This is a genomic window from Arthrobacter cheniae (genome assembly GCF_003602275.1).
Classification (GTDB): domain Bacteria; phylum Actinomycetota; class Actinomycetes; order Actinomycetales; family Micrococcaceae; genus Arthrobacter_D; species Arthrobacter_D cheniae.
Genome location: NZ_QZVT01000001.1, coordinates 616,263 through 638,614 on the forward strand (window position 1 = coordinate 616,263; position 22,352 = coordinate 638,614).

The 22,352-nt window shown below is 67.5% G+C and carries 23 protein-coding genes and 1 riboswitch; of the genes, 9 read left to right on the forward strand and 14 right to left on the reverse strand.

The genetic code is table 11. The annotated features are described in order from the left end of the window. Positions 1-7: 7 nt before the first annotated feature. Both D6T63_RS02940 and D6T63_RS02945 read right to left on the reverse strand, forming a co-directional pair. Complete coding sequence (locus tag D6T63_RS02940; RefSeq protein WP_120147490.1) at positions 8-1,138, reverse strand: Gfo/Idh/MocA family protein; 1,131 nt, start codon at positions 1,136-1,138, stop codon at positions 8-10. Further along, positions 1,135-1,869, reverse strand: coding sequence for a sugar phosphate isomerase/epimerase family protein (locus D6T63_RS02945; protein WP_120147491.1), 735 nt, complete (start codon positions 1,867-1,869; stop codon positions 1,135-1,137). The genes D6T63_RS02940 and D6T63_RS02945 overlap by 4 nt, the downstream gene beginning before the upstream one ends. A gap of 111 nt (positions 1,870-1,980) precedes the next feature. On the opposite strand from D6T63_RS02945, the gene D6T63_RS02950 reads away from it, so the two are divergent. After that, on the forward strand, positions 1,981-3,003 hold the full coding sequence (locus D6T63_RS02950) for a LacI family DNA-binding transcriptional regulator (RefSeq protein WP_120147492.1): 1,023 nt from the start codon (positions 1,981-1,983) through the stop codon (positions 3,001-3,003). 42 nt (positions 3,004-3,045) lie between these two features. On the opposite strand, the gene D6T63_RS02955 is transcribed toward D6T63_RS02950, so the two are convergent. Next, complete coding sequence (locus tag D6T63_RS02955) at positions 3,046-4,011, reverse strand: TIGR03885 family FMN-dependent LLM class oxidoreductase (protein ID WP_120147493.1); 966 nt, start codon at positions 4,009-4,011, stop codon at positions 3,046-3,048. A gap of 317 nt (positions 4,012-4,328) precedes the next feature. Next, entirely contained in the window at positions 4,329-5,000 is a 672-nt protein-coding gene (locus tag D6T63_RS02960) for a peroxiredoxin-like family protein (RefSeq protein WP_120147494.1), read from the reverse strand. Positions 5,001-5,263: 263 nt separating this feature from the next. Then, a riboswitch (cyclic di-GMP riboswitch) is annotated at positions 5,264-5,338 on the forward strand. 17 nt (positions 5,339-5,355) lie between these two features. Between D6T63_RS02960 and D6T63_RS02965 the strand changes: the two genes are divergently transcribed. Further along, a complete protein-coding gene (locus D6T63_RS02965; protein WP_120147495.1) occupies positions 5,356-6,597 on the forward strand; it encodes a glycoside hydrolase family 26 protein in 1,242 nt (413 codons plus the stop codon). Positions 6,598-6,666: 69 nt separating this feature from the next. On the opposite strand, the gene D6T63_RS02970 is transcribed toward D6T63_RS02965, so the two are convergent. Continuing rightward, positions 6,667-7,473, reverse strand: coding sequence for a DNA-formamidopyrimidine glycosylase family protein (locus D6T63_RS02970; RefSeq protein ID WP_120147496.1), 807 nt, complete (start codon positions 7,471-7,473; stop codon positions 6,667-6,669). Positions 7,474-7,762: 289 nt separating this feature from the next. Here D6T63_RS02970 and D6T63_RS02975 point away from each other — a divergent pair, with 289 nt between their 5' ends. Beyond that, positions 7,763-8,014: a hypothetical protein gene (locus tag D6T63_RS02975; RefSeq protein WP_120147603.1), complete on the forward strand. Its 252-nt coding sequence runs from the start codon at positions 7,763-7,765 to the stop codon at positions 8,012-8,014. A gap of 134 nt (positions 8,015-8,148) precedes the next feature. Here the strand turns inward: D6T63_RS02975 and D6T63_RS02980 are convergent, their stop codons facing one another. Then, entirely contained in the window at positions 8,149-9,465 is a 1,317-nt protein-coding gene (locus D6T63_RS02980; protein ID WP_182976851.1) for a multidrug effflux MFS transporter, read from the reverse strand. Positions 9,466-9,645: 180 nt separating this feature from the next. Between D6T63_RS02980 and D6T63_RS02985 the strand changes: the two genes are divergently transcribed. Then, positions 9,646-10,074 (forward strand): YtxH domain-containing protein, encoded by a 429-nt coding sequence (locus tag D6T63_RS02985; protein ID WP_120147498.1) that lies wholly within the window; start codon positions 9,646-9,648, stop codon positions 10,072-10,074. Between the two features lie 79 nt (positions 10,075-10,153). On the opposite strand, the gene D6T63_RS02990 is transcribed toward D6T63_RS02985, so the two are convergent. Together D6T63_RS02990 and malQ are read right to left on the reverse strand one after the other, a co-directional pair. After that, positions 10,154-11,119 carry an NAD(P)/FAD-dependent oxidoreductase gene (locus D6T63_RS02990; protein ID WP_120147499.1) on the reverse strand — a complete coding sequence of 322 codons (966 nt, stop codon included), beginning with the start codon at positions 11,117-11,119 and terminating at the stop codon, positions 10,154-10,156. 62 nt (positions 11,120-11,181) lie between these two features. Continuing rightward, on the reverse strand, positions 11,182-13,353 hold the full coding sequence (gene malQ, locus D6T63_RS02995; protein WP_120147500.1) for a 4-alpha-glucanotransferase: 2,172 nt from the start codon (positions 13,351-13,353) through the stop codon (positions 11,182-11,184). A 195-nt stretch (positions 13,354-13,548) separates the two neighbouring features. Between malQ and D6T63_RS03000 the strand changes: the two genes are divergently transcribed. Then, entirely contained in the window at positions 13,549-13,863 is a 315-nt protein-coding gene (locus D6T63_RS03000; protein WP_120147501.1) for a hypothetical protein, read from the forward strand. 4 nt (positions 13,864-13,867) lie between these two features. On the opposite strand, the gene D6T63_RS03005 is transcribed toward D6T63_RS03000, so the two are convergent. From D6T63_RS03005 to D6T63_RS03015, 4 genes are all read right to left on the reverse strand, one after another. Beyond that, a complete protein-coding gene (locus tag D6T63_RS03005) occupies positions 13,868-14,341 on the reverse strand; it encodes a MarR family winged helix-turn-helix transcriptional regulator (protein WP_120147502.1) in 474 nt (157 codons plus the stop codon). Between the two features lie 62 nt (positions 14,342-14,403). After that, positions 14,404-15,405, reverse strand: coding sequence for an MBL fold metallo-hydrolase (locus D6T63_RS03010; RefSeq protein WP_182976852.1), 1,002 nt, complete (start codon positions 15,403-15,405; stop codon positions 14,404-14,406). A 130-nt stretch (positions 15,406-15,535) separates the two neighbouring features. Continuing rightward, on the reverse strand, positions 15,536-15,640 hold the full coding sequence (locus D6T63_RS20305) for an MFS transporter small subunit (protein WP_442784662.1): 105 nt from the start codon (positions 15,638-15,640) through the stop codon (positions 15,536-15,538). Between the two features lies 1 nt (position 15,641). Continuing rightward, positions 15,642-17,030 carry an OFA family MFS transporter gene (locus tag D6T63_RS03015; RefSeq protein ID WP_120147504.1) on the reverse strand — a complete coding sequence of 463 codons (1,389 nt, stop codon included), beginning with the start codon at positions 17,028-17,030 and terminating at the stop codon, positions 15,642-15,644. Positions 17,031-17,209: 179 nt separating this feature from the next. On the opposite strand from D6T63_RS03015, the gene D6T63_RS03020 reads away from it, so the two are divergent. Next, the gene (locus tag D6T63_RS03020; protein ID WP_120147505.1) at positions 17,210-18,538 is read left to right on the forward strand and encodes an APC family permease; all 1,329 of its coding nucleotides are present in this window, start codon (positions 17,210-17,212) and stop codon (positions 18,536-18,538) included. A 37-nt stretch (positions 18,539-18,575) separates the two neighbouring features. On the opposite strand, the gene D6T63_RS03025 is transcribed toward D6T63_RS03020, so the two are convergent. Next, positions 18,576-19,118, reverse strand: a complete 543-nt coding sequence (locus D6T63_RS03025) for an acyl-CoA thioesterase (RefSeq protein ID WP_120147506.1) — start codon at positions 19,116-19,118, stop codon at positions 18,576-18,578. A gap of 60 nt (positions 19,119-19,178) precedes the next feature. On the opposite strand from D6T63_RS03025, the gene D6T63_RS03030 reads away from it, so the two are divergent. After that, entirely contained in the window at positions 19,179-19,916 is a 738-nt protein-coding gene (locus tag D6T63_RS03030; protein ID WP_120147507.1) for a maleylpyruvate isomerase family mycothiol-dependent enzyme, read from the forward strand. 65 nt (positions 19,917-19,981) lie between these two features. Then, entirely contained in the window at positions 19,982-20,983 is a 1,002-nt protein-coding gene (locus D6T63_RS03035; RefSeq protein WP_120147508.1) for an NADP-dependent oxidoreductase, read from the forward strand. Between the two features lie 151 nt (positions 20,984-21,134). On the opposite strand, the gene D6T63_RS03040 is transcribed toward D6T63_RS03035, so the two are convergent. Beyond that, positions 21,135-21,767 carry a GNAT family N-acetyltransferase gene (locus D6T63_RS03040; RefSeq protein WP_120147509.1) on the reverse strand — a complete coding sequence of 211 codons (633 nt, stop codon included), beginning with the start codon at positions 21,765-21,767 and terminating at the stop codon, positions 21,135-21,137. A gap of 243 nt (positions 21,768-22,010) precedes the next feature. Here D6T63_RS03040 and D6T63_RS03045 point away from each other — a divergent pair, with 243 nt between their 5' ends. Continuing rightward, positions 22,011-22,328, forward strand: coding sequence for a hypothetical protein (locus D6T63_RS03045; protein WP_120147510.1), 318 nt, complete (start codon positions 22,011-22,013; stop codon positions 22,326-22,328). The last annotated feature ends 24 nt before the right edge of the window (positions 22,329-22,352 follow it).

Here is a 22,352-nt window from a genome sequence, read left to right on the forward strand (position 1 = left end):
CCTGTGATCAGGAGAGGGTGGAAGCCTGCGGATCCCAGTCCTCCGGCAACGGCTCGGCGGCAGTTGCACTGCTGGACAACGAGACGAACTCGCCGGTGTCGATGCTCTCGGCGATCGAGACCATGGCATCGAGCACGTGGTACGCCATCTCGCCCTGCGCACGGTGCGGGCGGCCTTCGCGGAGCGCCCGGGCCATCTCGAGGACACCACTGCCGCGCGTCGACGTCGCACCGACGGCGGGAATCACCTCGGGCTCGTCGGACCCGCGTCGGGTCAGCGTGAGGTCTCCGGTGAAGTTGTTGGGATCCGGGAACGCGAGCGTGCCCTCCGTGCCCGTGACCTCCACGAATCCCGCGCGTTTCAGTGGTGAGTCGAAGCTGAAGATGCTTTGCGAGGACTCGCCGTTCGCGAACTGGGCGATAGCGCTGACGTGGGAGGGAACCGTGACGTCGAAGACCTCGCCGGCCTTGGGACCGGACCCGATGGTCCGGGTCTGACGGGATGTCGACCCGAACCCGGCCACCTTCGTGATGGCGCCGAAGGTCTGCACGAGGGTCGTCAGGTAGTAGGGGCCGATGTCGAACAGCGGACCGGCGCCCTCCTGGAAGAGGAACGCGGGGTTCGGGTGCCAGGACTCGGGACCCGGGGACTGCATCAGGGTCAAAGCCGTCAGGGGTACACCGATGTCACCGCGGGCCACGAGGCGCAGCGCGGTCTGCAACCCGGCACCGAGGAAGGTGTCGGGGGCGCAGCCCAGGCGGACCCCCGCGGCGTCGGCGGTCTTCAGGAGGCCGATTCCGCTCTCGCGGTCGAGGGAGAAGGGCTTCTCGCTCCAGACGTGCTTGCCCGCAGCGACGGCGGCCGTGGCCACCTCGACGTGCGCGGCGGGGATTGTCAGGTTCACGACGATTTCTACGTCGGGATGGTCCAGTGCGTCCTGCACGCCACCTGACGCGGGGACGCCGAACTCGGCAGCGCGGGCCGCTGCGACCTCCTCGAACATGTCGGCGACGATGTGCACCTTCACGTCGGGAAAGCTCGTCAGGTTCGTCAGGTATTCCTTGCTGATGACGCCCGCGCCGATGATGGCGACGCCGACGGGCCCGGTTCGTGGGCTTCCAGTGGTGCCGGTGCTCATTTCTTTCCCTCGTTCAGGTACGTCAGGCTGTCCGCGACGGCGGTGAAGACATCGCCGTCGAAATCATCGAGTTCCACGACGGCAGCCTCAAGGCCGGGAACGGCGTCGAGGATGTCCCAGACGCGCATGGCGCCGTGTCCGACCGCCACCTGCTCCTTGTCGTTCTTGGTGAGCGGACCGTCCTTGATGTGGACGAACCGCACACGGTCGCCGAGGCGGCGCAGCAGTTCGGCAGGATCCTCACCGCCGACGGCGGCCCAGTAGGTGTCCACTTCGAGAATGACCTCGGGATCGAGGTAACCCGCGAGGACCTCGAGGGCTGACGTGCCGTTGATGTGCTCCTCGAGCTCGAACTCGTGGTTGTGGTATCCCACCGTGATGCCGTAGCCGGCGCCCTTCTTCGCGGCTGCGTTGAGGGCGTCCGCCGTGGCCTTGATGTCTGCGTCGGTAGTCCAGTGGGAACGCTCGACGTGGGGGTCGATCACGGTGCCGATGCCGAGCTTGCGGGCCGCCTCGAAGATCTCGTCCTGGTCAGCGCGCAGGAGCGGAGCGTGGCCGGAAGGGGCTGTGAGCCCGTTGGAGGTGAGCGCCTCGGCCAGCTCGTCCGCGGTGGCCACGAAGTTGTAGGGCTCCACGGCGGTGTAGCCGAGTTCCGCGACCCGCTTGATCGTTCCCGGCAGGTCCTCCCCCATAGCCGTCCGCAGTGTGTAGAGCTGGAGTGAATACGTCACAAGGATTCTCCTCGCTGAGAATGTGGAGTTACTGAACCGGTTCAGGTACTACGTCGAACCTAAGGGATACCGCGAAGCCGGTCAAGCAGAAGGGGCCGCTAGTGTGTAGCCATGGCCAAGGAAACCATCGCCGGACTGGCGAGGCGGCTGGGCATCTCGAAGGCATCCGTGTCCTACGCCCTCAACGGCCAGCCGGGTGTCAGCGAGCTGACCCGGCGTCGCGTGCTGGATCTGGCCGAGGAACTCGAGTGGTACCCCAGCTCTTCCGCCCGCGCCCTCTCGCGCTCCCGCTCCGGAGCCGTGGGGATGGTCCTCTCGGCGGACCCCCTCCTGATCGGCACGGAACCGTACTACATGGGGTTGCTCGCCGGCATCGAGACCGCCCTCGCCGAGGGTGACATGGCGCTGATGCTGCGGATGATCGGCAAGGACCCGGCACAGGAGCGGGCCACGTACGAGCGGTGGGCCGGTGAGCGGAAAGTGGACGGCGTCCTGATATTCGACCACCTGCATGACGATCCGCGACCTGCTCTGCTGGAGAGGCTCGGTCTCCCGTTCGTGCTGCACGGCGCGACGGGAATGGAGGCACCGCCCGCCTTCTCGGCTACGACGACCGAGAACGCAGCTGATGCCGCGACGATCGTCGACCATCTCCACGAGCGCGGCCACCGGCGCGTGGCCCACGTCTCGGGTCCGCTGACCCACAGGCAGGAGGAAGAGCGGATCAGGGGCGTGCGGAAGTCTTCGGCCCGGCACGGAATCGACGTGGTTCAGTACGAGGCGAATTACGCGCTCGAGTCGGGACGCGAAGCCGTCGTGGCCCTGTTCGGCACCCGCTCGGCCGAGTCGGCGACCGCCGTCGTCTTCGGGAACGACCTCATGTCCATGGGCGGACTGCTCGCGCTCCGCGAACTCGGCCTGCGGTGCCCCGAGGACGTGGCAGTCATCAGCTGGGACGACTCGTTGCACTGCCAGCTGGCCTCCCCCTCCGTCACCGCCCTCTCACGGAACCCGACCATGCAGGGTCGCGTCGCCGCCGAGCTGCTCCTGTCCCTGCTCGATACCGGGGAAGCCCGGGTCCGGTCGCTTCCGCGCACTGAACTCCTGGTGAGGGACAGCACCGCGATCCTGTGAGCGTGGGCACAGGCGCGGTCCCCGCTTGCTTCCCGGGTCACGTCAGACGCGGAGTTCCGGCAGAACGCTCGTCCCGAAGGTTTCCAGGAAGGGGCGTTGGTCCTGGCCGACGTGGTGCAGGTACAGCTCATCGAACCCCAGCTCGGCATACTCGTGGAGCCATTGGGCGTGCTGGCCCGCCGAGGAGGAGATGTTGACCGTCTGGCCGACCTCCTCCAGGGAGAGGTTCTCCGCATCGGCGTACTCGTCGAACTCCTGCGCGGTGGCGATGTCCCACGCAGCAGGCGGGCCGACCGAGTTGGTCCGCCACTGGTCCATGGCCAGGGCCGCCGCCTCGTCCTCCGTGGGCGCCCAGCTGAGGTGGACCTGGAGGACTGTCGCGCCCGTGCCACCCTCGTCGCGGTAGGCACCCACGAGCTCCTTGAGCCGCTCGGGCGGCTGGTTGGTCGTGATGAGGCCGTCCGCCCACCTGGCTGCCCGCCGGGCTGTCTCCACGGACATCACCGGACCCAGCAGGGCCGGAGGAGTCTCCGGCACGTCCCACAGCCTGGCCCGGTCCACCGTCACCAGCCCCCGGTGGGTGACCTCCTCACCTGCGTGCAGGCGCCGGATGATTGAGACGCACTCCTCCAGTCGCTGTTGCCGCACCGCCTTGTCCGGCCACGGATCGCCGGTGATGTGCTCGTTCATGTTCTGCCCACTGCCCAGCGCCATCCAGAAACGCTGGGGGAACATCGCTGACAGGGTCGCCGAGGCCTGCGCGGTCACGGCGGGGTGGTACCGCTGGCCCGGGGCGGTCACCACTCCGAAGCGCAGGCCGGTGGTGGCGAGGGCAGCACCGAGCCAGGACCAGGCGTACCCCGCGTGTCCCTGGGTGAGGGACCACGGTTCGAAGTGGTCAGAGCACATCGCGGCCCCGAATCCCACCGACTCCGCACGCTGCACGTCCATCAGCAGCTGGGAGGGTGCGATCTGCTCGTGCGAGGCGTGGAAACCTATGACACTCACGGTCTGCTCCTGCTTTCCCGGGCGCTCCGTCCTCGTCGCCTGTCGCCAAGCACAGGTCAGGGACGCCCACCATGACCTCTTCGCGTCGCTGTTCGACGACACTCAGTGCACTGTATTACGCGCGGCCTCCGGCCCTCAACACCGGAATCGAGTGACTTCACATGGCCCGTACCAGCCCTCACCCGGTATAAGGGCAACCGCCCCACTCACCCGTCCCCGGCCCGTCGGCGGCTCACCGTGCCGGTGATCCTTACTCCCCGTGGCGTACGTCCGGTTCGGCCTGCTGTGCGTTGCGGAGCACCTCCGATGCATGCCGGCTACAGTGCCACCAGTGCGTCGATGACGTCGCAGGTCTCCGTCCGCGTGGTGTAGTCCACCCTCGCGTCGATCAAGCGGATCGTTCCGGTCGCATCAGCGACGATCACCGTGGGAAAGGGGATGGCAGCGGTCTGATCCATGTTCGATCCGGCGACGTCGATGCCGAGGGCGGCCCGAGCCCGAACCGACTCGGCGCTCGGTGTCGCCACGATACCCAGACGCGTGGCCAGGGCATTTCCCTCGTCGGAGTACAACGCGAAATGCAGGCCCAGCTCCTTCGCCGCTTCCCTGGCGATATCGGGGCTCTGGGGACTGATCGCGATCAGCCTGGTTCCGAAGGCTTCGACCACGGGCCGCAATTCCCGCTGGTAGGTCTGCAACGTGATGCTGCAGTAGGGGCACCACGAACCACGGTAGAAGACGATGATCGCGGCGGCGCCTCCGAGAATGTCCGCCAGGCGTTCCCTGCGTCCATCGGTGTCGTACAGGTCGGCGTCAGGAAGCCTGTCACCGACGCGGGCAACTCCGCTCGGAAGCCCGACGCGTCGAAGATCCGCCTGCTCCCTGGCGAAGACCGCCGCGAGTTCAGGGCCTACCCGCGCTTCGAAGTTCGATGTGAATCCATCGAACTGCGTCGCTATGGTGTTCGTGAACATTGGTTCTTGCTTCATTCGTTCCCCTCAGCACACTTGGCGCGGGAGCCTCTGTCGGCAATAGGACCATTGTGGTCCAGACCACACCAAATTCCCAGCGACACGAGCATCCGTCTCTGCCCGGATTCGGGGCCCGTCCGCGCTCGCTGGGAGTCCTGCGGAAGACCTGCACCAATACTTGGTCAGCCTTCGGTGCAACCCGGCCTCCGCGAAGTGGAGCGCGCAGGACAATGGACAGTGGCTTCCCCTTCGGGGAAACCGACAGCGCTCGGGTAACCGCTCAGCGACAAAGGCAAACCCGGTGCGAGCCGGCGACGCAAAGCCACGGGACCCGTCGGGTCAGCCGGGCTACCGAACCAGCTAGGTGCCGCTCATGCTTCACGTTCCCTCCGTCCCCGTCCCGGTCGGTGCCGTCCGTGGCACCGCTGCCCGGCTCCTCCTGCTCCTCACCGCCATCGCGGTGCTGACGATCGGCCTGACGCCTGCTCCCGCACAGGCAGCAGCCGGCATCACGCTGAGCAGCGCCTCGGGGGTGGCCGGCACCACGGTCACCGTGACCGGAGCCGGCTTTCCCAAGCGGACGAAGGGGACCGTGGTAGCAGGCTCTAACCGGGTAGCAGTGACGACCACGTCGACGGGCGCCTTCCAGGCGTCGATCATTCCCACGGGTTCCGGGACCGTGACCGTGACGGCAACGGTCGGCAGCTCCGTCGCGAGTGCAAGCTTCACCGTCGTGGCACCGGCTCCCGTTCCCGCCGCTCCGAAGGCCATCCGATTCGGAATCGGCACCAATGGTGGTCCGGCGGCCGGCCTCGAGCTCGACGAGGTGTCCACGCTGGCCGGCGAGGCACCATCCATCGTCCTCTCCTACAAGGATTTCAACCAGCCGGTCCCCATCGCAGAGCTGGATGCGGTCCGCGCGCGGGGTGCAGAGACGCTGCTGACCTGGGAGCCCTGGACGTGGGGTGGCGGAACCGAGCAACCCGCGTTCTCGCTTGACCGCATCGCTGCAGGTGACTTCGACGCCTATCTCCGCGAGTGGGGTACCGCCCTCGGGCAGTGGGGCCAGCCGGTGTACCTGCGGTTCGCGCACGAGATGAACGGCAACTGGTACCCGTGGGCGGAGGGCGTCAACGGCAACGACACCGGTGATTACATCGCCGCCTACCGCCATGTCCACGATGTCGTCCAATCGACCGGCGCCACGAACATCAGCTGGATCTGGAACCCGAACGTGCCCTACTGGGGCTCCACCCCCCTGGCCCAGCTCTACCCGGGCGAAGGCTACGTCGACAGCGTTGCGCTCGACGGCTACAACTGGGGCACCTCGCAGTCCTGGAGCACGTGGCAGGAGCCTCAGGCCCTGTTCGGGGAAGGGATCGCCCAGCTTCGGCAGCTCGCACCCGGCAAACCGATCGTCATCGCGGAGACGGCGTCCTCGGAGCTGGGCGGGTCCAAGGCGCAATGGATCACCACCCTCTTCAGCTACGTCTCGGCCCAGCCGGATGTGGTGGCACTGGTCTGGTTCCACATCGACAAGGAAGCCGACTGGCGTATCAACAGCACGACGGCGTCGGCGGAGGCGTTCGCGGCAGGATTGGCCGCGCGCCGCTGATACACCCTGCCTGCGTGGGGACAGGACAGGGAATCATAGGGCCGGGGCTTCGGTGCGCCGAGGGCTGCGTCAACCAGCGGGCAGGAACGGCTGGCACCGGGGGCACCACCAGGTCCGGCGACGGCCCGGGTCGCCGGGCACCTCGGCCCTGACCCGCACGCTCGTCCCGCATCGCAGGCAGGGTTTCCCGGCCCGGCCCGCCACCCAGTGCTGTTCACCCTTGCGCGTGTTGCCGGTCGTGACCTGGTGAGCCCCGGGCTGCGTGGCGGAAAAGCGCAGGCACCGCGCGCCGAGCGCCACGAGCGCCGCCACGTCGACCTCGCCCAGTTCCGTGTCCGGGTGGATACCGCGCAGGAAACAGAGTTCGTTGGCCCAGAGGTTACCGAAGCCGGCGACGTTGCGCTGATCGAGCAGGGCGGCCGCCACGCGTTCGCCTGGCTCTCGCTGCAGCCGTCGCACCGCCTCGTCCGCGGACCAGTCGGATCGGAGTGGATCGGGTCCGAGGTGCCCGACGACGTCGTGCTCCGCGCGCGTGGGCAGCAGATCCACCACCGGGAGGTCGAGCCCGTAGGCCGTGGGCCCACTCCGGACCCCGAGGATCACCCGGGCGTCCGGCAGCAGTGCCCGGGGAAGCTTCCGGCCAGGCGCCGTCACGGTCCACGACCCCTGCATCCGCAGGTGGGTGTGGAGGGTCAGTCCGCCGTTGAACCGGGTCAGCAGGTGCTTGCCGTGGGTCACATGCTCCACCACCTGCATACCGTCGAGGACATCGGTGGCATGGGCCGGGACCCGAAGGTCTCCGCGCTCGAGCGTGCGGCCATCGAGCGACCTCCTCAACCGCGCCGCGAGGCGGAAGACGCTGTCGCCTTCGGGCATGAAGCCTCCCTGCTGTGATGTGTGTCGGAGTGAGGCTAGCGTCCGGCACCGACACTCCCGGCGCAGTGTCGACACCGTGTGGTGATTCCGACGTTGCCGTTGCGTCACCGATGAAGGCCCCAGCACCAAGCGCACGCCGTTCCCAATGAGCAACGCCGCCGGCCCGTGGGCCGGCTTCCGTTATAGCCGGGAGACCGATATCCTGATTCTGCGCCGGGCCCTGCCCGGCCAGCGTGGTCCAGAAGCGGGCCTTTTCCCATGTCCGCGTCGAACCACCGAACAGGCCCTCATGAACACCAGACTGTCGCCCGCCGAAGACTTCCCGGAAGATCTCACCACCCTCGATCTGCCCGCCGTCGAGGTGTTGAACAGCAAGATCCACCGCGAACTCGACTACGAGTACGCCCACGACGGCGAACCGTCCCTGGAGACGGAGATCCGGCACGAGGAACTGACCGAGGAACTGGACCGGCGTGACAAGCAGCCGGAGTCCACCCCCCTTCGTCCCGACGTCGCCGAGCCGGCCCGCCGCTTCTCCTGACGCGGCCGTCCCGTCGTTCGGGACTGCTGCCGACACCGTTCCGCGGACACTGCTGATCGGGACGTCCTTCCACCCCTGCTGCATTCGCCGGCGCCGGCCGCTTCCGGGCACCCGCGCCCTTGTCCATTGGGATGTCAGTAGGTACTTGCCCTCTGGCCGGAGCGCCGGCCGGGAAGCGATGCACCGTGCGTCGTCGATGGAGTTGATTCGGCCATCCGCACCCCGGTCACCAGCAGAAGGTATGCCACCACCGCGCACGACAGCATGACCACCGCAGTAGGCACGGGTGAGGACAGCCCGAAGGCTCCCGTGACGGGGGCGAGCACAGCAGCACCGGCCATGTTCGAGGCACCGAGCAGCGAAGCAGCGGTACCCGCGCGAAGGCCATGGTGCTCGAGTGCCGTGGCCTGCAGCGCGGGATTGATCAGGCCGTATGACATCGTGAATCCCATGATGGGCGCCATCAGCCCCCAGAGACCGATCTGCGGTGCGAGACCGACGCTCACCAGCAGGAGCGTCGCAGTTCCCACGAGCGCTGCAGCACCGCCGCGCACGGCGAGCGCCGGGCCCGCACGTCGGGCCACATAGCCTCCCAGCTGCGCACCGACCACCATCAGCGCACCCTGTGCGCCGAAGATCAACGCGTACCCGGTAGGGCTCAGCCCGAATACCTCCTGAAGGAGGAAGGCACTGCCGGCCATGAAGGACATCATGGCCGCGAAGAGCAGGCCACCGCCTATCGCCACGGATCTGAACTGCCGATCCGTGACGAGCGCACCGTAGTCGTCGCGGAGGCGCACACCCTTTCGCAGGAGACGCCGCTCCGCCGTATGGGTCTCGTTGCGTAGCAGGAGGACCCCAGCAACGCAGAGCAGTACCAGACCGTAGCCGAACAGGATCCAGAAAAGACCTCGCCAGCCGACGACGCCCAGCAGTTGGGCGCCGAGGGCGGGCGACGCGACCACGAAGACGCCCGAGACAATCGACAGCCGAGCGAGCAACACGAGGAGCTGCCTGCCTGAGTAGAGGTCGCGGACTATGGCGAGGGCGATGACCGCGCACGCTGCGGAGCCTATACCCTGGACCGCCCTGCTCGCGATGAGCCATCCCATGGAAGGCGCCCACGCACAGGATGCCGTTGCCACGCAGTACACGGCGATCATCGTCGCGAGGGGCCGTGCTCGCCCGATGGCATCGGACACCGGACCCGATGCGAGCTGACCCATTCCCATCCCGATGAATGCCGCTGTCAGCGTCAACTGCACGGCGGACTCATCCGAGCCGAACTCGCGACGGATCGCAGGGAACGACGGCAGGTACAGGTCCATGGTGAGGGGCCAGATCACCTGCAGCATCGCGAGCGCGGCCATGACGGACAGGACCCGGGCGTGGGGCGGGGCAGGTGACGCCCCCACCCCTCGTCGATCGGTGGCATCACGGGGCTGTTTCACGTCGGAACCCTTCTGGTGGATAGCGCTTTCCAGCATATCCTCCTGCAGCATGCCGCCGAGTGGAAGGCTCCCGGCTGGTTCCTCCCGACTGCAACAGCACGATTCGGAAAACTTCCCTCGCCTGCCCTGCCGCGTTGGTCTAGATTCAGTAGCAACGCAGTCGACCAGAGGGAGAACAGCATGAAGAACAAACTCGTGTTCACAGCGGGTATGGCTGCCGGTTACGTCCTGGGAACGCGGGCGGGCCGGGAGAGCTACGAGCAGATCAGAACCAAGGCCCAGCAGCTCTGGAACAGCCCGAAGGTGCAGGACAAGGTCAGCTCGACCACCGGCGCCCTGAAGAGCAAGGCTCCCGGGTTGCAGAACTCCCTCAAGGGCGTCATGAAGAAGGGTGGCTCGGGGAACTCGGACGGCGCGAAGGCACCCCAGGATCCGGGCAAGGATGTCGGGGCCAGCGGTGACCTGCCCCTGGACGTGCCGCCGGTCATCACCATAATGGACTCGGGCAGCAACAGTCCTACCGGTCCGAGCGGCGGAGATCCGCTCACGGTCGAGGACACGCCTTTCCTCGCCCAGGATCAGGAAACACGCCCCGATCTCGGCAAATAGGAATTCGGCCGGTTATACAGCCAGGGCTCCGGTGCAGACCGGGGCCCTGCCTGTGTGACCGGGCTTGCCCGACCGGAGGTCAGACGCCCTCGCTGATGGCTTCCTCCGAGTCCAGGCAGGCCTGGCACTCCTCCTCCACCAGCAGCGCGTTGATGGCCACGGCAACCCGGTAGGCGTCACCCGCCGCCGGCACGAGTTGGGCTGCAGGATCGGCTGCGTTGCCGACGGCCCAGACCCGCTCCACGGACGTGCGTCCGATATCGTCCGTGACGACGCAGCCGTCGTCGCGCATGTCGCAGCCGAGGGCATCGAGTAGTGGCAGTCCCGCGTCCGAACCCGGCTCGCAGAAGACGGCCGAACACGCGACCAGCGGTCCGTCGTCGAGCTGGACGCCGCGAAGGGGCCGGGGTGCGCCGTCGCCGACCGGTCCGAGGACCAGACCCTGCACGTGTCCCTCCATGATGCGGATGCCGCGCGTCCGGAGGCGGCGCTCGTCATCCTCGGACAGCGGGGCGAGGTCGTGGGGGAAGAAGGTGACGTCGTCGGACCATTGGCGCACGAGAAGTGCCTGGTGGAGGGACGTCGGAGTGGAACCGAGGACCCCGAGCGCCTGGTCGCGGACCTCCCACCCATGGCAGTACGGGCATTGGAGCAGGCCGCGACCCCAGGCCTCCCGTGCCCCGGGCACCTCGGGAAGGACGTCGCGCAGACCGGTGGCGACGACGATGTGCCTCCCCTCCACCGACGTGCCGCCGGAGATCGCGACGGACCATCCTTCTCCGTCTTCGCGGGCATCCTCGGCGGTACCGTCGAAGAACGTGATTCCGTAGGGGTCGAGGTCGCGCCGAGCGAGGGCGACGAGGTGGTCCGGCGCGGTCCCATCCCTCGTGATGAAGCCGTAGGCCGCATCGGCCGGGGCGTTACGTGGTTTTCCGGTGTCGATGACCGCAACGGTGCGGCGTGCTCGTCCGAGGACGAGCGCGGCGCTCAGGCCCGACACTCCCCCACCGATGATGACGACGTCGTATCTCTGCTGGCTGTCCATCCCTCTATCCGATCACGCGTTACCGCGCTGATGCGGAGCGAGATTTCGCTTGCGGTCAGCGGTCAGGTGAGCGGACCGTTGGGTTGCTTGCCAGGGGGCGAAATACCGAGGGCTGCGACGAGGGAGGCGAAGCGCTCGCTCCCCGTGAGGTCCTCGACCAGGACTGCCCTGCCGTCGGCGTCGGCCAGGGGTATCTGCCAGTTCGGGTACTCGTCGTTGGTGCCGGGTTGATTCTGGGTGCGCCGCTCTCCTACCGCGTCGGCGAGAGCGACGCCCAGGAGGACGGACGGCGTCTCCGCGATGAAGGCGTGCAGCGCCTCCACGGTCTCCTGCACGCTTGCTTCCCCCTTCGTGAGCAGGTTCCGCTCGCGCAGGAGGGAGATGAACTTCTCCTGGGCCGCGCGATCCTCCGCCTGCTCCTCATCCGCAGGCCGGCTGAGGAGGCCCAGCCTGTCCCGCAGCTTCACGTGTTCGCCCGCGAGGTAGCCCGCGCTCGGCGGAAGGTCGTGGACGGTCACCGTCGTCAGACAGCCCTTGCGGTAGGACTCGGGAGGCAGCGGCCCGTCCTCGTCCTGCTCGAACCAGAGGATCGAGGTGCCGAGGATCCCGCGCTCCCCCAGGTACTCCTGCACGCCGGGCTCGAACACGCCGAGGTCCTCGCCGACCACGATGGCCCGGGCGCGCTCCGCCTCGAGCGCCAGAATGCCGATCAGGGCCTTGTGGTCGTAGTAGACGTATGCGCCGGCCCCGGGCTCCTGGCCCTGCGGGATCCACCACAGGCGGAACAGCCCGAGAATGTGGTCCACCCGGATACCACCCGCATGCCGCAGGATGTTGCGGAGCATGTCCCGGAACGGTGTATATCCTGCTTCGGCGAGACGCTCCGGATGCCACGGTGGCTGGCTCCAGTCCTGGCCGTGCTGGTTGAACATGTCCGGCGGAGCCCCGACGCTGATACCGGCGGCCAGGACGTCCTGCAGCGCCCAGGCATCGGCGCCGCTCGGATGCACGCCGACGGCGAGGTCATGCACCACGCCGATCGACATGCCCGCACCCGTGGCTTCGAGCTGCGCCTCCTGCAGTTGCTCGTCGACGAGCCACTGCAGCCACTCGTGGAATTCGATGCGAGCGGCGTGCTGCTCCGCGAAGGCTCGTGCACCGGCCGAACCCGGCCGTCCGACGTCGTTCCACTCCGGAGCGCCGGGCTCGAGCGTCTCGGCGAGCGCCGACCACAGCGCGAAGTCGGCCAGCCCCTGGCCCTGGTGGGCGCGGTAGGCGTCGAAGTCGTGCTGGCGCTGTTCCGGCCGCTTGACGGCGTGGACCAGTTCCAGCGCTTCCAGCTTCGCCGCGTAGGACGAGTTCCGGTCCAGCAGGTCGGTCTGGGTATTGGCCGCGGCGAAGCCTGCGGCGAGTTCGGCGATCCGGTTGCGGGCGGCGTCGCCGAGCCGGGCGTACTCGGGGATGTCCTCGATGCGGAGGTAGAGCGGATGGAAGTAGCGCCGGGTCGTGGGCAGGTACGGTGACGGCTCCACGGGGGGCACCGGCTCGGCGGCATGCAGTGGATTCACCAGCACGAAGCCTCCACCGTGCCCTGCGGCCGCCTGGGCGATCAGGCCGAGGTCGGCGAGGTCGCCGATTCCCCATGAACCGGAGGAACGGACGGAGTAGAGCTGAGCCATGAGGCCCCAGGTGCGTTGATGCATCAGCGCGGCCGTGGTGCTCAGGCGATCCGGGGTCACCACGAGGGCGCAGGACGTCTCTTGTCCGTCCACGCGCGCATGGAGGGTGTGCCAGCCGAGGGGCAGGGCGTGGGGCAGGGCGGCCTCGCGTCGCTCGACGTCCTGCCCGTCGACTCGGCGCGTACCGGTTGCACGGGCCACCGTTCCCGTATAGCGGACCCCATCCTCATCGACGGCCCACACCTCCGCATCCGCATCCACCGGTACGTGCAGCGGAACGGCATCGGTATCACTCTGGCGCACGACGACGACGGCGGGCAGCACGGATCGCCAGGGGCCGGCCTCGGCATCCTCCAGGGCCCGGTCTATAGCGGCGTCCGACGACGCATCTACGCCGAGGGCCGCGAGAACGGTCACGAGCGTCTCGGGAGAGACCTTGGCCGGCTGACCGTCCCAGCCCTTGAAGCTCGTGCCGACCCGGTGCGCCTCGGCGAGCTGCTCGAGGGGCGTGGGTGTCACCGGGTCGGATTCTTCGGGGTGCGTCGTGTTGGCCATGGTTCCAATCTAGGCGTGTATCAGCGGCCTCCGCATCCGGTCCTCGGCCCGCTGTCCTGTTTGACCCGGGGTCCGCGGATGAGCCGCATCGCCACCCGATACGTGGACGGGTAGCAGTCCATGTGTCCACCCACAAGGGCTTCGCAGGCGCGCGCCAGGCTGGCGGTGCCTCCCCCGACGGTGCCACCGTGGATCATGGCTTATTTCCTCGAGTACCTCGTCCCTGCAGAGAGCGGCGGAGCAGAGGTACCGGTCGACGACGCCAATGACGGCTCCACGGTGCCGGCCGGCGAAACCGCCGAGCGGGTGGTCCACATCGACGCCCTGCCCGCCCGCAGCCGGATCGCGGCGGGATCACTCGAGGATGCCCGGACCGAGGCGGAGCAGCTCCTCCTGCACAGCAAGGCGGATGCGGGGGAGCTCTTCGACGACCCCGGCGATTTCCTGGAGGCAGGGTCCGGACTGCGCGTCGGCGGATTTCGTGAGGGCCGCGGGTGGAGCGACGACTGAGCCGCTACCAGGTGTCTTTCCTGTAGGTGCTGTTGAGCCGCGCAATCAGCGCTCCGAGACTCTTCAGGTCCTCGGGTCTCCAGCTGCCCATCAGTGCGGTGAAGGCGATGCGTCGACCCGTCTGCGCGGCCGCGAGTTGCTGCTCACCGAGGCTCGTCAGCAGGACGCGTTGCGAACGGGCGTCGAACGGATCGAGCTGCCGGTTGACGAGGCCCAGCCGCTCGAGCGCGGCGAGCTGGCGGCTGACGGATGGTTTGCCCACACCGATGCTCAGGGCGATATCCGTTGCCCGCAGCGATCCCTCCCTCTGCAGGAGGGTCAGGATCCCGTAGGCAGCGGGCTCCATCTCGGGATGCACGGTCTTCGCGAGCGCGTGGGAGGTGGTGCGCTCGCGGCGCCACAGCACGCTCGTCTGCTCTTCGAGCACTTCGATGGCATGCTCGAACTCGGCGCCGTCGGGACCCTTCGCTGTCTCCATGGGGGAAGCGTATAGATGCCCGGGGCAAGCAGGAACCCAATTCCCGGAAAAGTCCGAGTATGTCAGCGCGCGGGTGCACCGTTGGTGTGGACGAAGTCGCGGTGCATCTCCGTCTGGCTCAGTGCCGACAGGAGCTGGAAGCCGTGCAGGCCGTCCCAGCCCGCGGTCCAGGTCATGCGCGAAGCGAGTTCCCATACCGTTGGTTGCTCGGAGACGGCATCCCCCAGGATCACCGCCACCTCACGTGCGCGCTTCAACTGGTGGTCCGCGCACTCGGCGGCCCGATCCGCGAGGCCCGAGAACCGGTAGCCGTGCCCGGGCAGTACCTCGTACCCGTCGAAGGGGTGGAGAAGATCGATGGATGCCACGTAGTCAGCCAGTGGGTTCGACGACGTCACTCCCCCGAGGCCCAGGCCCGGGAACACGGTCGGCAGGACGTGGTCCCCGGTGAGGATGAGGCGGCGGTCGTCGTCGCGCAGGCAGATATGTCCTGCGGTGTGGCCCGGCGTGGACACCACGGTGATACCGAATCCGGGTACCGGCAGGACATCACCGTCCGAAAGCTCGTGGTCGACCGCCAGCACGAGCCCCTCGGGCGACCGGTCCACATACTGGACGAGCTCGTGCCGCCGCTGCTCGGGAACGCCCCAGGCCTCGAGCCGTCCGAGGGCCTCGTCCAGATCCAGGAGCCGGTGGCTGTGCTTCTCCAGTGCCCGTCGTTCCACCGCGTGCATCCCCAGCTCAGCGCCGGACTCCCGGCGCAGCCGCGCCGCCATCCCCACATGGTCGGGGTGCAGGTGCGTACCTGTGATACCGGTGACGACGTCGGCTCCCGTCGTACCCGGTGCGACGACGGCGAGAGCCGCGACCAGCCGATTCCAGTTCACATCGGAGTCCCAGCCGGGGTCGACGACGTGGACGCCGCCATCCCTTTCCCGGAGCAGGTAGGTGAAGGAGTAGGCGAGATGCCCACCGGGCATCGCCTGCGCGAGCGCCCAGACGTCGTCGCGCACCTGCTCCAGCGACGGCAGCTCTCCCCGCCCGATCGCGTCCACTTGCTGCATGCTCGTACTGTTCATGCGTCCTACCCCGGTGGTCCTTCCCCTCGAGCAGGCGTTAAGCCCCGGGGCCAGTCATCGCCCTGCCGCCGCGGTGGGGCTGAATGCCCCACCGCGGGCATACGGGCGCTCCTCGTCAACCGCCGAACAGGGCAGCGACGCGGGTGAGGGTCTGGAAGACCCCGTAGGCGAGCGGCACTCCGACGAGTGCCCAGACGACGGCGATTCGTGCTCGTGTCATGTCAGGCCTCCCTTACTGATTCTCGTTGCGCGTCCCTGACCGGCTCATGGAAGCGGGGGTCGACAGGCTTGATGAGCAGGTTGGCGATGAAGCCGACGATCAGGAGGCCCACCATGGTGAGGAGTGCGGGCTGGTAGGCGCCGGCGGTCAACTCGCCGGGGGTGCCCTGCGAGTCGAGGAACGCATTCACGATCAGGGGTCCGGCGATGCCCGCTGCCGACCAGGCGGTGAGGAGCCGACCATGGATCGCTCCGACCTCGTAGGTCCCGAAGAGGTCGCGAAGGTACGCCGGCACGGTGGCGAAGCCGCCACCGTAGAAGGAGATGATGACGAAGGCCAGCACCACGAAGAGCAGTGTCGTGGAGGATCCGACCAGGGCAAGCACCAGGTAGAGGGCAGCACCGACGCCGAGGTACACCATGTAGATGCGCTTGCGGCCGATGATGTCCGACGTCGTCGACCAGACGAAGCGTCCACCCATGTTGCCGATCGAGAGCAGTCCGACGAACCCGCCGGCGACGGCGACGGTCACGGCCGTCGTCCCGTCAGCGCCGCGGAAAAAGTCCTGGATCATCGGTGAGGCCTGCTCCAGGATGCCGATGCCGGCCGTGACGTTGCAGAACAGGACGATCCAGACGAGCCAGAACTGGCGGGTCTTGATCGCGTTCGCTGCGGAGACGTTGTCGGTCGTGACGAGCGGCTTGGACTTCAGCTGCGAGGGATCGAAGCCGTCCGGCTTCCAGCCGTCGGCGGGCACCTTGATGGTGAAGGCGCCGAACATCATGTAGATGAAGTACAGGACGGCGAGGGTCAGGAACAACTTCCCCACGGCGTCGCCGCTGGCTACCCAGCCTTCGGCCCCTGAGTTCGGGTCATACATGCGGAGCAGTTGAGTGGACAGCGGACTCGCGATGAGCGCTCCTCCGCCGAACCCCATGATGGCCATGCCCGTAGCCAGGCCTGGACGGTCGGGGAACCATTTGATGAGCGTGGACACGGGGGAGATATATCCGATGCCCAGGCCGATGCCGCCGATGAAGCCGTAGCCGAGGTAGACGAGCCACAGCTGATTCGTGAAGATGCCAAGCGCTCCGACCAGGAAACCGGAGGTCCAGAAGAGGGCCGAGGTGAACATTGCCTTGCGGGGACCGTTGTGGTCCACCCAGGTGCCGAGGACGGCGGCACTGAGGCCGAGCATCACGATCGCGGTCGAGAAGATGATGCCGATCTGCGTCAGCGTTGCGTCGAAGTGGGCCGTCAGCGCCGTCTTGTAGACGCTCGTCGCATAGGCCTGCCCGATGCAGAGGTGGACGGCGAGTGCCGCCGGTGGAATGAGCCATCGGTTGAACCCCGGTGGCGCGATGGTGTGGTCGCGGTCAAGCCAACTCATCGATAACCCTTCTGTGAGCATGAGTGGCCGCCCCCCGGCCATTGTTTATGAGGGCAATTATGCTGTGCGTCACAGCGTTCGGTGACCGGACCACGATCGGCGGTATTTCTGGCGCGACGAACGGTACTGTGCAGCACAGAACAACCAGCAGGCTTACTAATTCCCTTACACTTGCGCTCATGACCAGCACGCAACAGCACACCGACACCAAACTCCGGCGGGGCATCTCGGGCCCGCTGCTGTATCTCTTCATCCTCGGCGACGTCCTCGGTGCCGGTGTCTATGCACTGGTCGGGGTGATCTCCGCGGAGGTGGGCGGCGCCATCTGGATGCCGCTCATGGTGGCTTTGGCGCTGGCCCTCCTGACCGCCGGCTCCTACGCCGAACTCGTCACGAAGTATCCGAAGGCCGGCGGTGCAGCGGTCTTCGCCGAACGGGCCTTCAGGAAGCCGTTCATCTCGTTCCTCGTCGGGTTCTGCATGCTGGCAGCGGGAGTCACGAGTGCCGCCGGGCTGGCGCAGGCCTTCGCTGGCGGTTACCTGACCACGTTCGTCGATGTACCCGCGGTCCCCGCGGCTCTCGTCTTCCTCGTGCTCCTGGCACTGCTCAACATGCGTGGCATCAAGGAATCGGTGCGCAGCAACGTGGTCATGACCGTCATCGAGGTCTCCGGGCTGGTCCTGGTGATCGTCGTCGTCGGAATCTTCGTGGCCGGCGGCAACGGGGACATCTCGCGCGTCAACGAGTTCCCACCAGGGGTCGGTGCCGCCTCCGCCGTCCTGGCCGCCTCGCTGATCGCCTATTACTCCTTTGTCGGTTTCGAGGTATCGGCCAATGTGGCCGAAGAGGTCAAGGACGTCAGCCGCGTGTACCCGAAGGCGCTCTTCGGTGCTCTGTTGACCGCCGGCGTCGTCTACCTCCTGATCGGCCTCGCCTCCTCCGCGGCGCTCGCTCCGGATGACCTCGCGGGCTCGAGCTCCCCGTTGCTCGATGTCGTGGCCGCCACCGGTGCAGGCATCCCGGCCTGGCTGTTCAGCCTCGTGGCCCTCATCGCGGTGGCCAACGGCGCACTCCTGACCATGATCATGTCCAGCCGCCTCACCTACGGCATGGCCGAGCAGGGGCTCTTCCCCTCGGTCTTCGGCCGCGTCCTGCCCCACCGCCGCACCCCGTGGGTGGCAATCGTCGCGACGACCCTCGTGGCCATGACGCTAACCCTCACCGGCGGGCTCGAATCACTGTCCCAGACGGTCGTCCTGCTCCTGCTGTTCGTGTTCCTCAGCACCAACATCGCCGTGATCGTCCTCAAGAAGGACACGGTGGAGCACAAGCATTTCCGCATTCCGGTGGTCGTCCCGTACCTGGCGATCGCGTCCTGCGTCCTCCTGCTCACGCAGCAGACCGCCGAGATCTGGCTCCGCACCGGAATCCTCCTCGCGGTCGGCCTTGCCCTGTACGGCGCGCAGCGGCTGGTGCGTGGCCGGGCGAAGGCGCCGTCCGGCTCCTGAACCGGCGAGCCTGGTCACGAGACCGGCGGCTCGCCGATCACCACGCGTGAGGAGCGGGCCTGCGTGTACTGGGGAGGGAGGTGTCCAGCCGCCATGCGTGCAGCCATTCCGGAAGCACCATGTCCGCGGGTGGCGGCCCGAACGCCCTGATGATTTCGTCATTGCCCACCGGGCCCGCCTTGGACACGAGGCGGGTGGCGATGTAGGCGCGTGCGTGGATCTCGCCGTCGACGACGGCCCGCTGCTCGAAGTAGATGGCGCGTTCGTCCAGGCCGATGATGCGCGTCTCGACGGTGTACCGCTGCCCGAGTTGCAGGGACTTGCGGAAGCTGATGGTCTCCCCGGCCGCTACCGGGCTCCACCCTCGCCGGCGCATCTGCCGCCAGACACCGCTGCGCACCATGAGGTCGAACCGCCCGAGATCGAAGACCGAGAAGTACATCCCGTTGTTCATGTGCATCGCGATATCGATGTCCGTGAGGAGAACCCGCAGCCCGATGCTGCTCGGGTCCCAGATGCTGAGGGCCGAGCGCCTACGGGATCTGAGCAGCAGCAGTATTGTACGGATGATCAGGTGCATGGCGCTATATTACTCGGCGGTAACATAGCTGGCCCTCACCACCGCGCCTACACTCGGTGGATGAACCAACCCTCCCCGCACGCCCTTCCCTTCGGCCGGTACCGGGAGCTGTTGGACCAGGACTACCGCACCCTCGCGGACCTCGTGCACCCCACCCTCGACCGGCCGGTGCCGGCGTGCCCCGGCTGGAACGGTGAGGACCTCGTAAGGCACACGGCGATCGTCTTCCTGCACAAGGCGGAGACCATCAGGACGGGCGAGAGGCCTAGCCACGGGTGGCCTCCGGTCAGCGTGGGCAGCCTTCCTCCCCAGGCGCTCCTCGCCCACTGCTATGCCCGCCTCGTCGAGCAGTTCGACAGCCACGAGCCCGAGGATCGAGCGGAGACCTGGGTTCCGGAGGACCAGACCGTCGGTTTCTGGATCCGCCGCCTGACCCACGAGACGTCGATCCACCGCTTCGACCTCGAGGATGCCGCAGGTGGTCCGGTCACGTCCATGGACGCCGACCTGGCACTGGACGGCATCGACGAGGTGCTGACCGTGATGCTCCGGCGCGGCAGGCCGGACCCGGCGGCGAGCGGCACGACACTCCGGCTCGAGACCGGCGGAGACTCCTGGGACATCCGACTCGACGCGACGCGCGCTGTCGTGGATCGGCATGCAGCGGCGAACGAGCAGGCAATGGTGCGCGCCGACGCCGAGCCAATGCTCCTCTGGCTATGGGGCCGCGCGCCGCAGCCCGCTTCTGTCCCGGAGGCCGCCGTCGAACTCCGCGAACGGTTGTCCCGCGCCCTCTGAACGGAACAATTCCTGCGGATCATCGGTTGCCGCCACCAGGAAGCTATCCAGCACGAGGAGCAATCATGACCGCCAGTACGCAGATCCAGCTCATCAGGCGTCCGGTCGGCACGCCGACCGAGGAGGACTTCGCCACGGTGACGGTGGACCTCCCCGACCTCGGACCCGACGAGGTGCGGGTCCGCAACAAGTTCGTGTCCGTGGACCCGTACATGCGTGGACGCATGAACGAATCGAAGTCCTACATCCAGCCGTTCGGCCTGAACGAGACCATGACGGGCGGGGCCGTGGGCCGGGTGGTGGAGTCCACCTCGGACGTCCTCCCCGTCGGCACGGCAGTCCTCCACGGGCTCGGTTGGCGTGACCTCGCCCAGGGCCCGGCGGCGCAGTTCACCGCCCTGCCGGACACGGGCCTCTCCCTCTCCGTCTTCCTCGGAGCTGCCGGCATGACCGGCCTCACCGCCTACGCCGGCCTCAAGCGCGTAGCCGGTCTCAGGGAGGGCGATGTGGTGTTCATCTCTGGCGCTGCCGGCGCCGTCGGCTCCATGGCGGGACAGCTCGCCCGCAAGCTCGGCGCCTCCCGCGTCATCGGTTCAGCCGGTTCCGCGGAGAAGGTGTCGCTGCTCAAGGAGAAGTACGGCTACGACGAGGCCTTCAACTACAGGGACGCCCCCGTCCGCAGGCAACTGCGCGCGGCCACACCCGACGGCATCGACGTCTACTTCGACAATGTGGGCGGCGACCACCTGGAGGCAGCCCTCGATCGCCTCAACACCGGAGGCCGGGCGGCCCTGTGCGGTGCGATCTCCCAGTACAACAGCACCGAGCGCTCGCCCGGTCCCGACAACATGGCGAACCTCGTCACGCGCTCGCTGAAGCTGGAGGGGTTCATCGTCGCGCAGCACCAGGACCTGCAGCCCGAGTTCGCCGGGAAGATGACGGGTTGGCTGGCCGATGGCAGCGTTGTCTTCGACGAGACAGTGGTGGACGGGATCGGCAACGCCGTCGGCGCCTTCCTGGACATGATGAACGGCGCGAACACCGGCAAGATGCTCGTCCGCGCCTGACGGGCACGCTGACGGCGGGTCCCGGCGCTACACGCTCAGCGGAAGTGTCCTCGGGTCGGTGGCGGAGCGAATCCTGCTCCGGCCGGGACCCGGGCGATTTCGTCACGAAGCGCAACCAGTTCCTGGTCGCCGTGCCGTCGGGCGGTGGTTCCTAGTCGTCGCCCGCCGCGCGCAGCGTGGCCTCGAGCCGCCTGCGCTGGTCCGCCGGCAGGAGGGTGCGGTACTGCGGGAATTCGGTCAGGAACTCACGCACCCGCGGGCAGTAGGGCACGACGGCGATGCGGCGCCGGTGGGCGTTGAGGAGTACCTGGCGGATGAGGGCCGGTTCCACGTCGATGGCGTCGAACCGCGGGTCGACGACGGCCTGGATCAGGACCGCGTGCGGCCCCTTCATCTCGTACTTCACGTGACCCACCATGGTGCCGTCGCTGAAGAGCTCGAACCGGGAGAAGAGGGAATTGTCCCGGAATCCGCTGCGGGTGCGTGCGGGTTCGGTACGGGCCTCCGCCTGCACCTCGCGCCGCTCGATCTCCTCCACCAGCAACTCGTACTGGTGCAGCGCATCCATGGGCGGGAAGTCCCGGTCGAGCAGGCGATAGGTCTGGTTACAGAGGACCCGCAACTGGCGGGTGGAGACGACGGTGAGGTCTTCGGGGAAGTCCGCATCCTCCGCGCGGGGCGCGGGGCTCGGCGGGACCTGCTCAGGGGCGCGCCATCCGAACTGCTCCGGCTCAGCGAGCTGCACGGACTGCGGACGGTAATCGACGAAAGAGGAAGTTTCCATGGTCAGCTCCACGATGGTGGTTCGATGGCCCGCTGCTAGGCCCTGCTGGAACTATAGGCTCAATCTCTCCGCATGTGCAAACAAGTACCCTTACCAATTCCCCGACGCATGGGTCCACACCCCCCCTTGCCCGCTTGATCGAATCTTGATGTCCCCCTCAGGAGGGCTTGATGGGCTACGGGCTACCGTGACGTGAGCACTTGGCCCCCTTGCCCGTGCAGACCTGCGTCCGAGGAGATTCCTGTGCAATTCGAGACCGCCTACACGGCCATGACGACGTCGTTCCTGACTCTTCGCGAGGTGCACCTGCACTACCTCAATTCCGGCGGCTCCTTCGACGAACTCGAGGTCGACGCCTACCTCCACGGGCTCGCCCCGCTCCCCCGCGAGGAACGGAACTGCCTTGCCCAGGCCCTCAACGAGCTCCTCGACGACCTCCTCGCCGCGGGCCTACCCGCGTGCGCAGCCCGGGCTACCTACAGCGGCTCATTCCCCGCAGATGGGGACCAGGGTGTCGGTCGTGTTGACGCCACCGTCGCGGGCGGGACAGTCTTGGGCTGATACCACCCCGCGAGCAGGAGTTCC

Excerpts from the sequence above, each read along its gene's own strand:
- D6T63_RS02940 (WP_120147490.1), bottom strand. The coding sequence starts at position 1,138 with ATGAGCACCGGCACCACTGGAAGCCCACGAACCGGGCCCGTCGGCGTC.
- D6T63_RS02950 (WP_120147492.1), top strand. The coding sequence starts at position 1,981 with ATGGCCAAGGAAACCATCGCCGGACTGGCGAGGCGGCTGGGCATCTCG.
- D6T63_RS02960 (WP_120147494.1), bottom strand. The coding sequence starts at position 5,000 with ATGAAGCAAGAACCAATGTTCACGAACACCATAGCGACGCAGTTCGAT.
- D6T63_RS02965 (WP_120147495.1), top strand. The coding sequence starts at position 5,356 with ATGCTTCACGTTCCCTCCGTCCCCGTCCCGGTCGGTGCCGTCCGTGGC.
- D6T63_RS02970 (WP_120147496.1), bottom strand. The coding sequence starts at position 7,473 with ATGCCCGAAGGCGACAGCGTCTTCCGCCTCGCGGCGCGGTTGAGGAGG.
- D6T63_RS02975 (WP_120147603.1), top strand. The coding sequence starts at position 7,763 with ATGAACACCAGACTGTCGCCCGCCGAAGACTTCCCGGAAGATCTCACC.
- D6T63_RS02985 (WP_120147498.1), top strand. The coding sequence starts at position 9,646 with ATGAAGAACAAACTCGTGTTCACAGCGGGTATGGCTGCCGGTTACGTC.
- D6T63_RS02990 (WP_120147499.1), bottom strand. The coding sequence starts at position 11,119 with ATGGACAGCCAGCAGAGATACGACGTCGTCATCATCGGTGGGGGAGTG.
- malQ (WP_120147500.1), bottom strand. The coding sequence starts at position 13,353 with ATGGCCAACACGACGCACCCCGAAGAATCCGACCCGGTGACACCCACG.
- D6T63_RS03000 (WP_120147501.1), top strand. The coding sequence starts at position 13,549 with ATGGCTTATTTCCTCGAGTACCTCGTCCCTGCAGAGAGCGGCGGAGCA.
- D6T63_RS03005 (WP_120147502.1), bottom strand. The coding sequence starts at position 14,341 with ATGGAGACAGCGAAGGGTCCCGACGGCGCCGAGTTCGAGCATGCCATC.
- D6T63_RS03010 (WP_182976852.1), bottom strand. The coding sequence starts at position 15,405 with ATGCAGCAAGTGGACGCGATCGGGCGGGGAGAGCTGCCGTCGCTGGAG.
- D6T63_RS20305 (WP_442784662.1), bottom strand. The coding sequence starts at position 15,640 with ATGACACGAGCACGAATCGCCGTCGTCTGGGCACTCGTCGGAGTGCCG.
- D6T63_RS03015 (WP_120147504.1), bottom strand. The coding sequence starts at position 17,030 with ATGAGTTGGCTTGACCGCGACCACACCATCGCGCCACCGGGGTTCAAC.
- D6T63_RS03020 (WP_120147505.1), top strand. The coding sequence starts at position 17,210 with ATGACCAGCACGCAACAGCACACCGACACCAAACTCCGGCGGGGCATC.
- D6T63_RS03025 (WP_120147506.1), bottom strand. The coding sequence starts at position 19,118 with ATGCACCTGATCATCCGTACAATACTGCTGCTGCTCAGATCCCGTAGG.
- D6T63_RS03030 (WP_120147507.1), top strand. The coding sequence starts at position 19,179 with ATGAACCAACCCTCCCCGCACGCCCTTCCCTTCGGCCGGTACCGGGAG.
- D6T63_RS03035 (WP_120147508.1), top strand. The coding sequence starts at position 19,982 with ATGACCGCCAGTACGCAGATCCAGCTCATCAGGCGTCCGGTCGGCACG.
- D6T63_RS03040 (WP_120147509.1), bottom strand. The coding sequence starts at position 21,767 with ATGGAAACTTCCTCTTTCGTCGATTACCGTCCGCAGTCCGTGCAGCTC.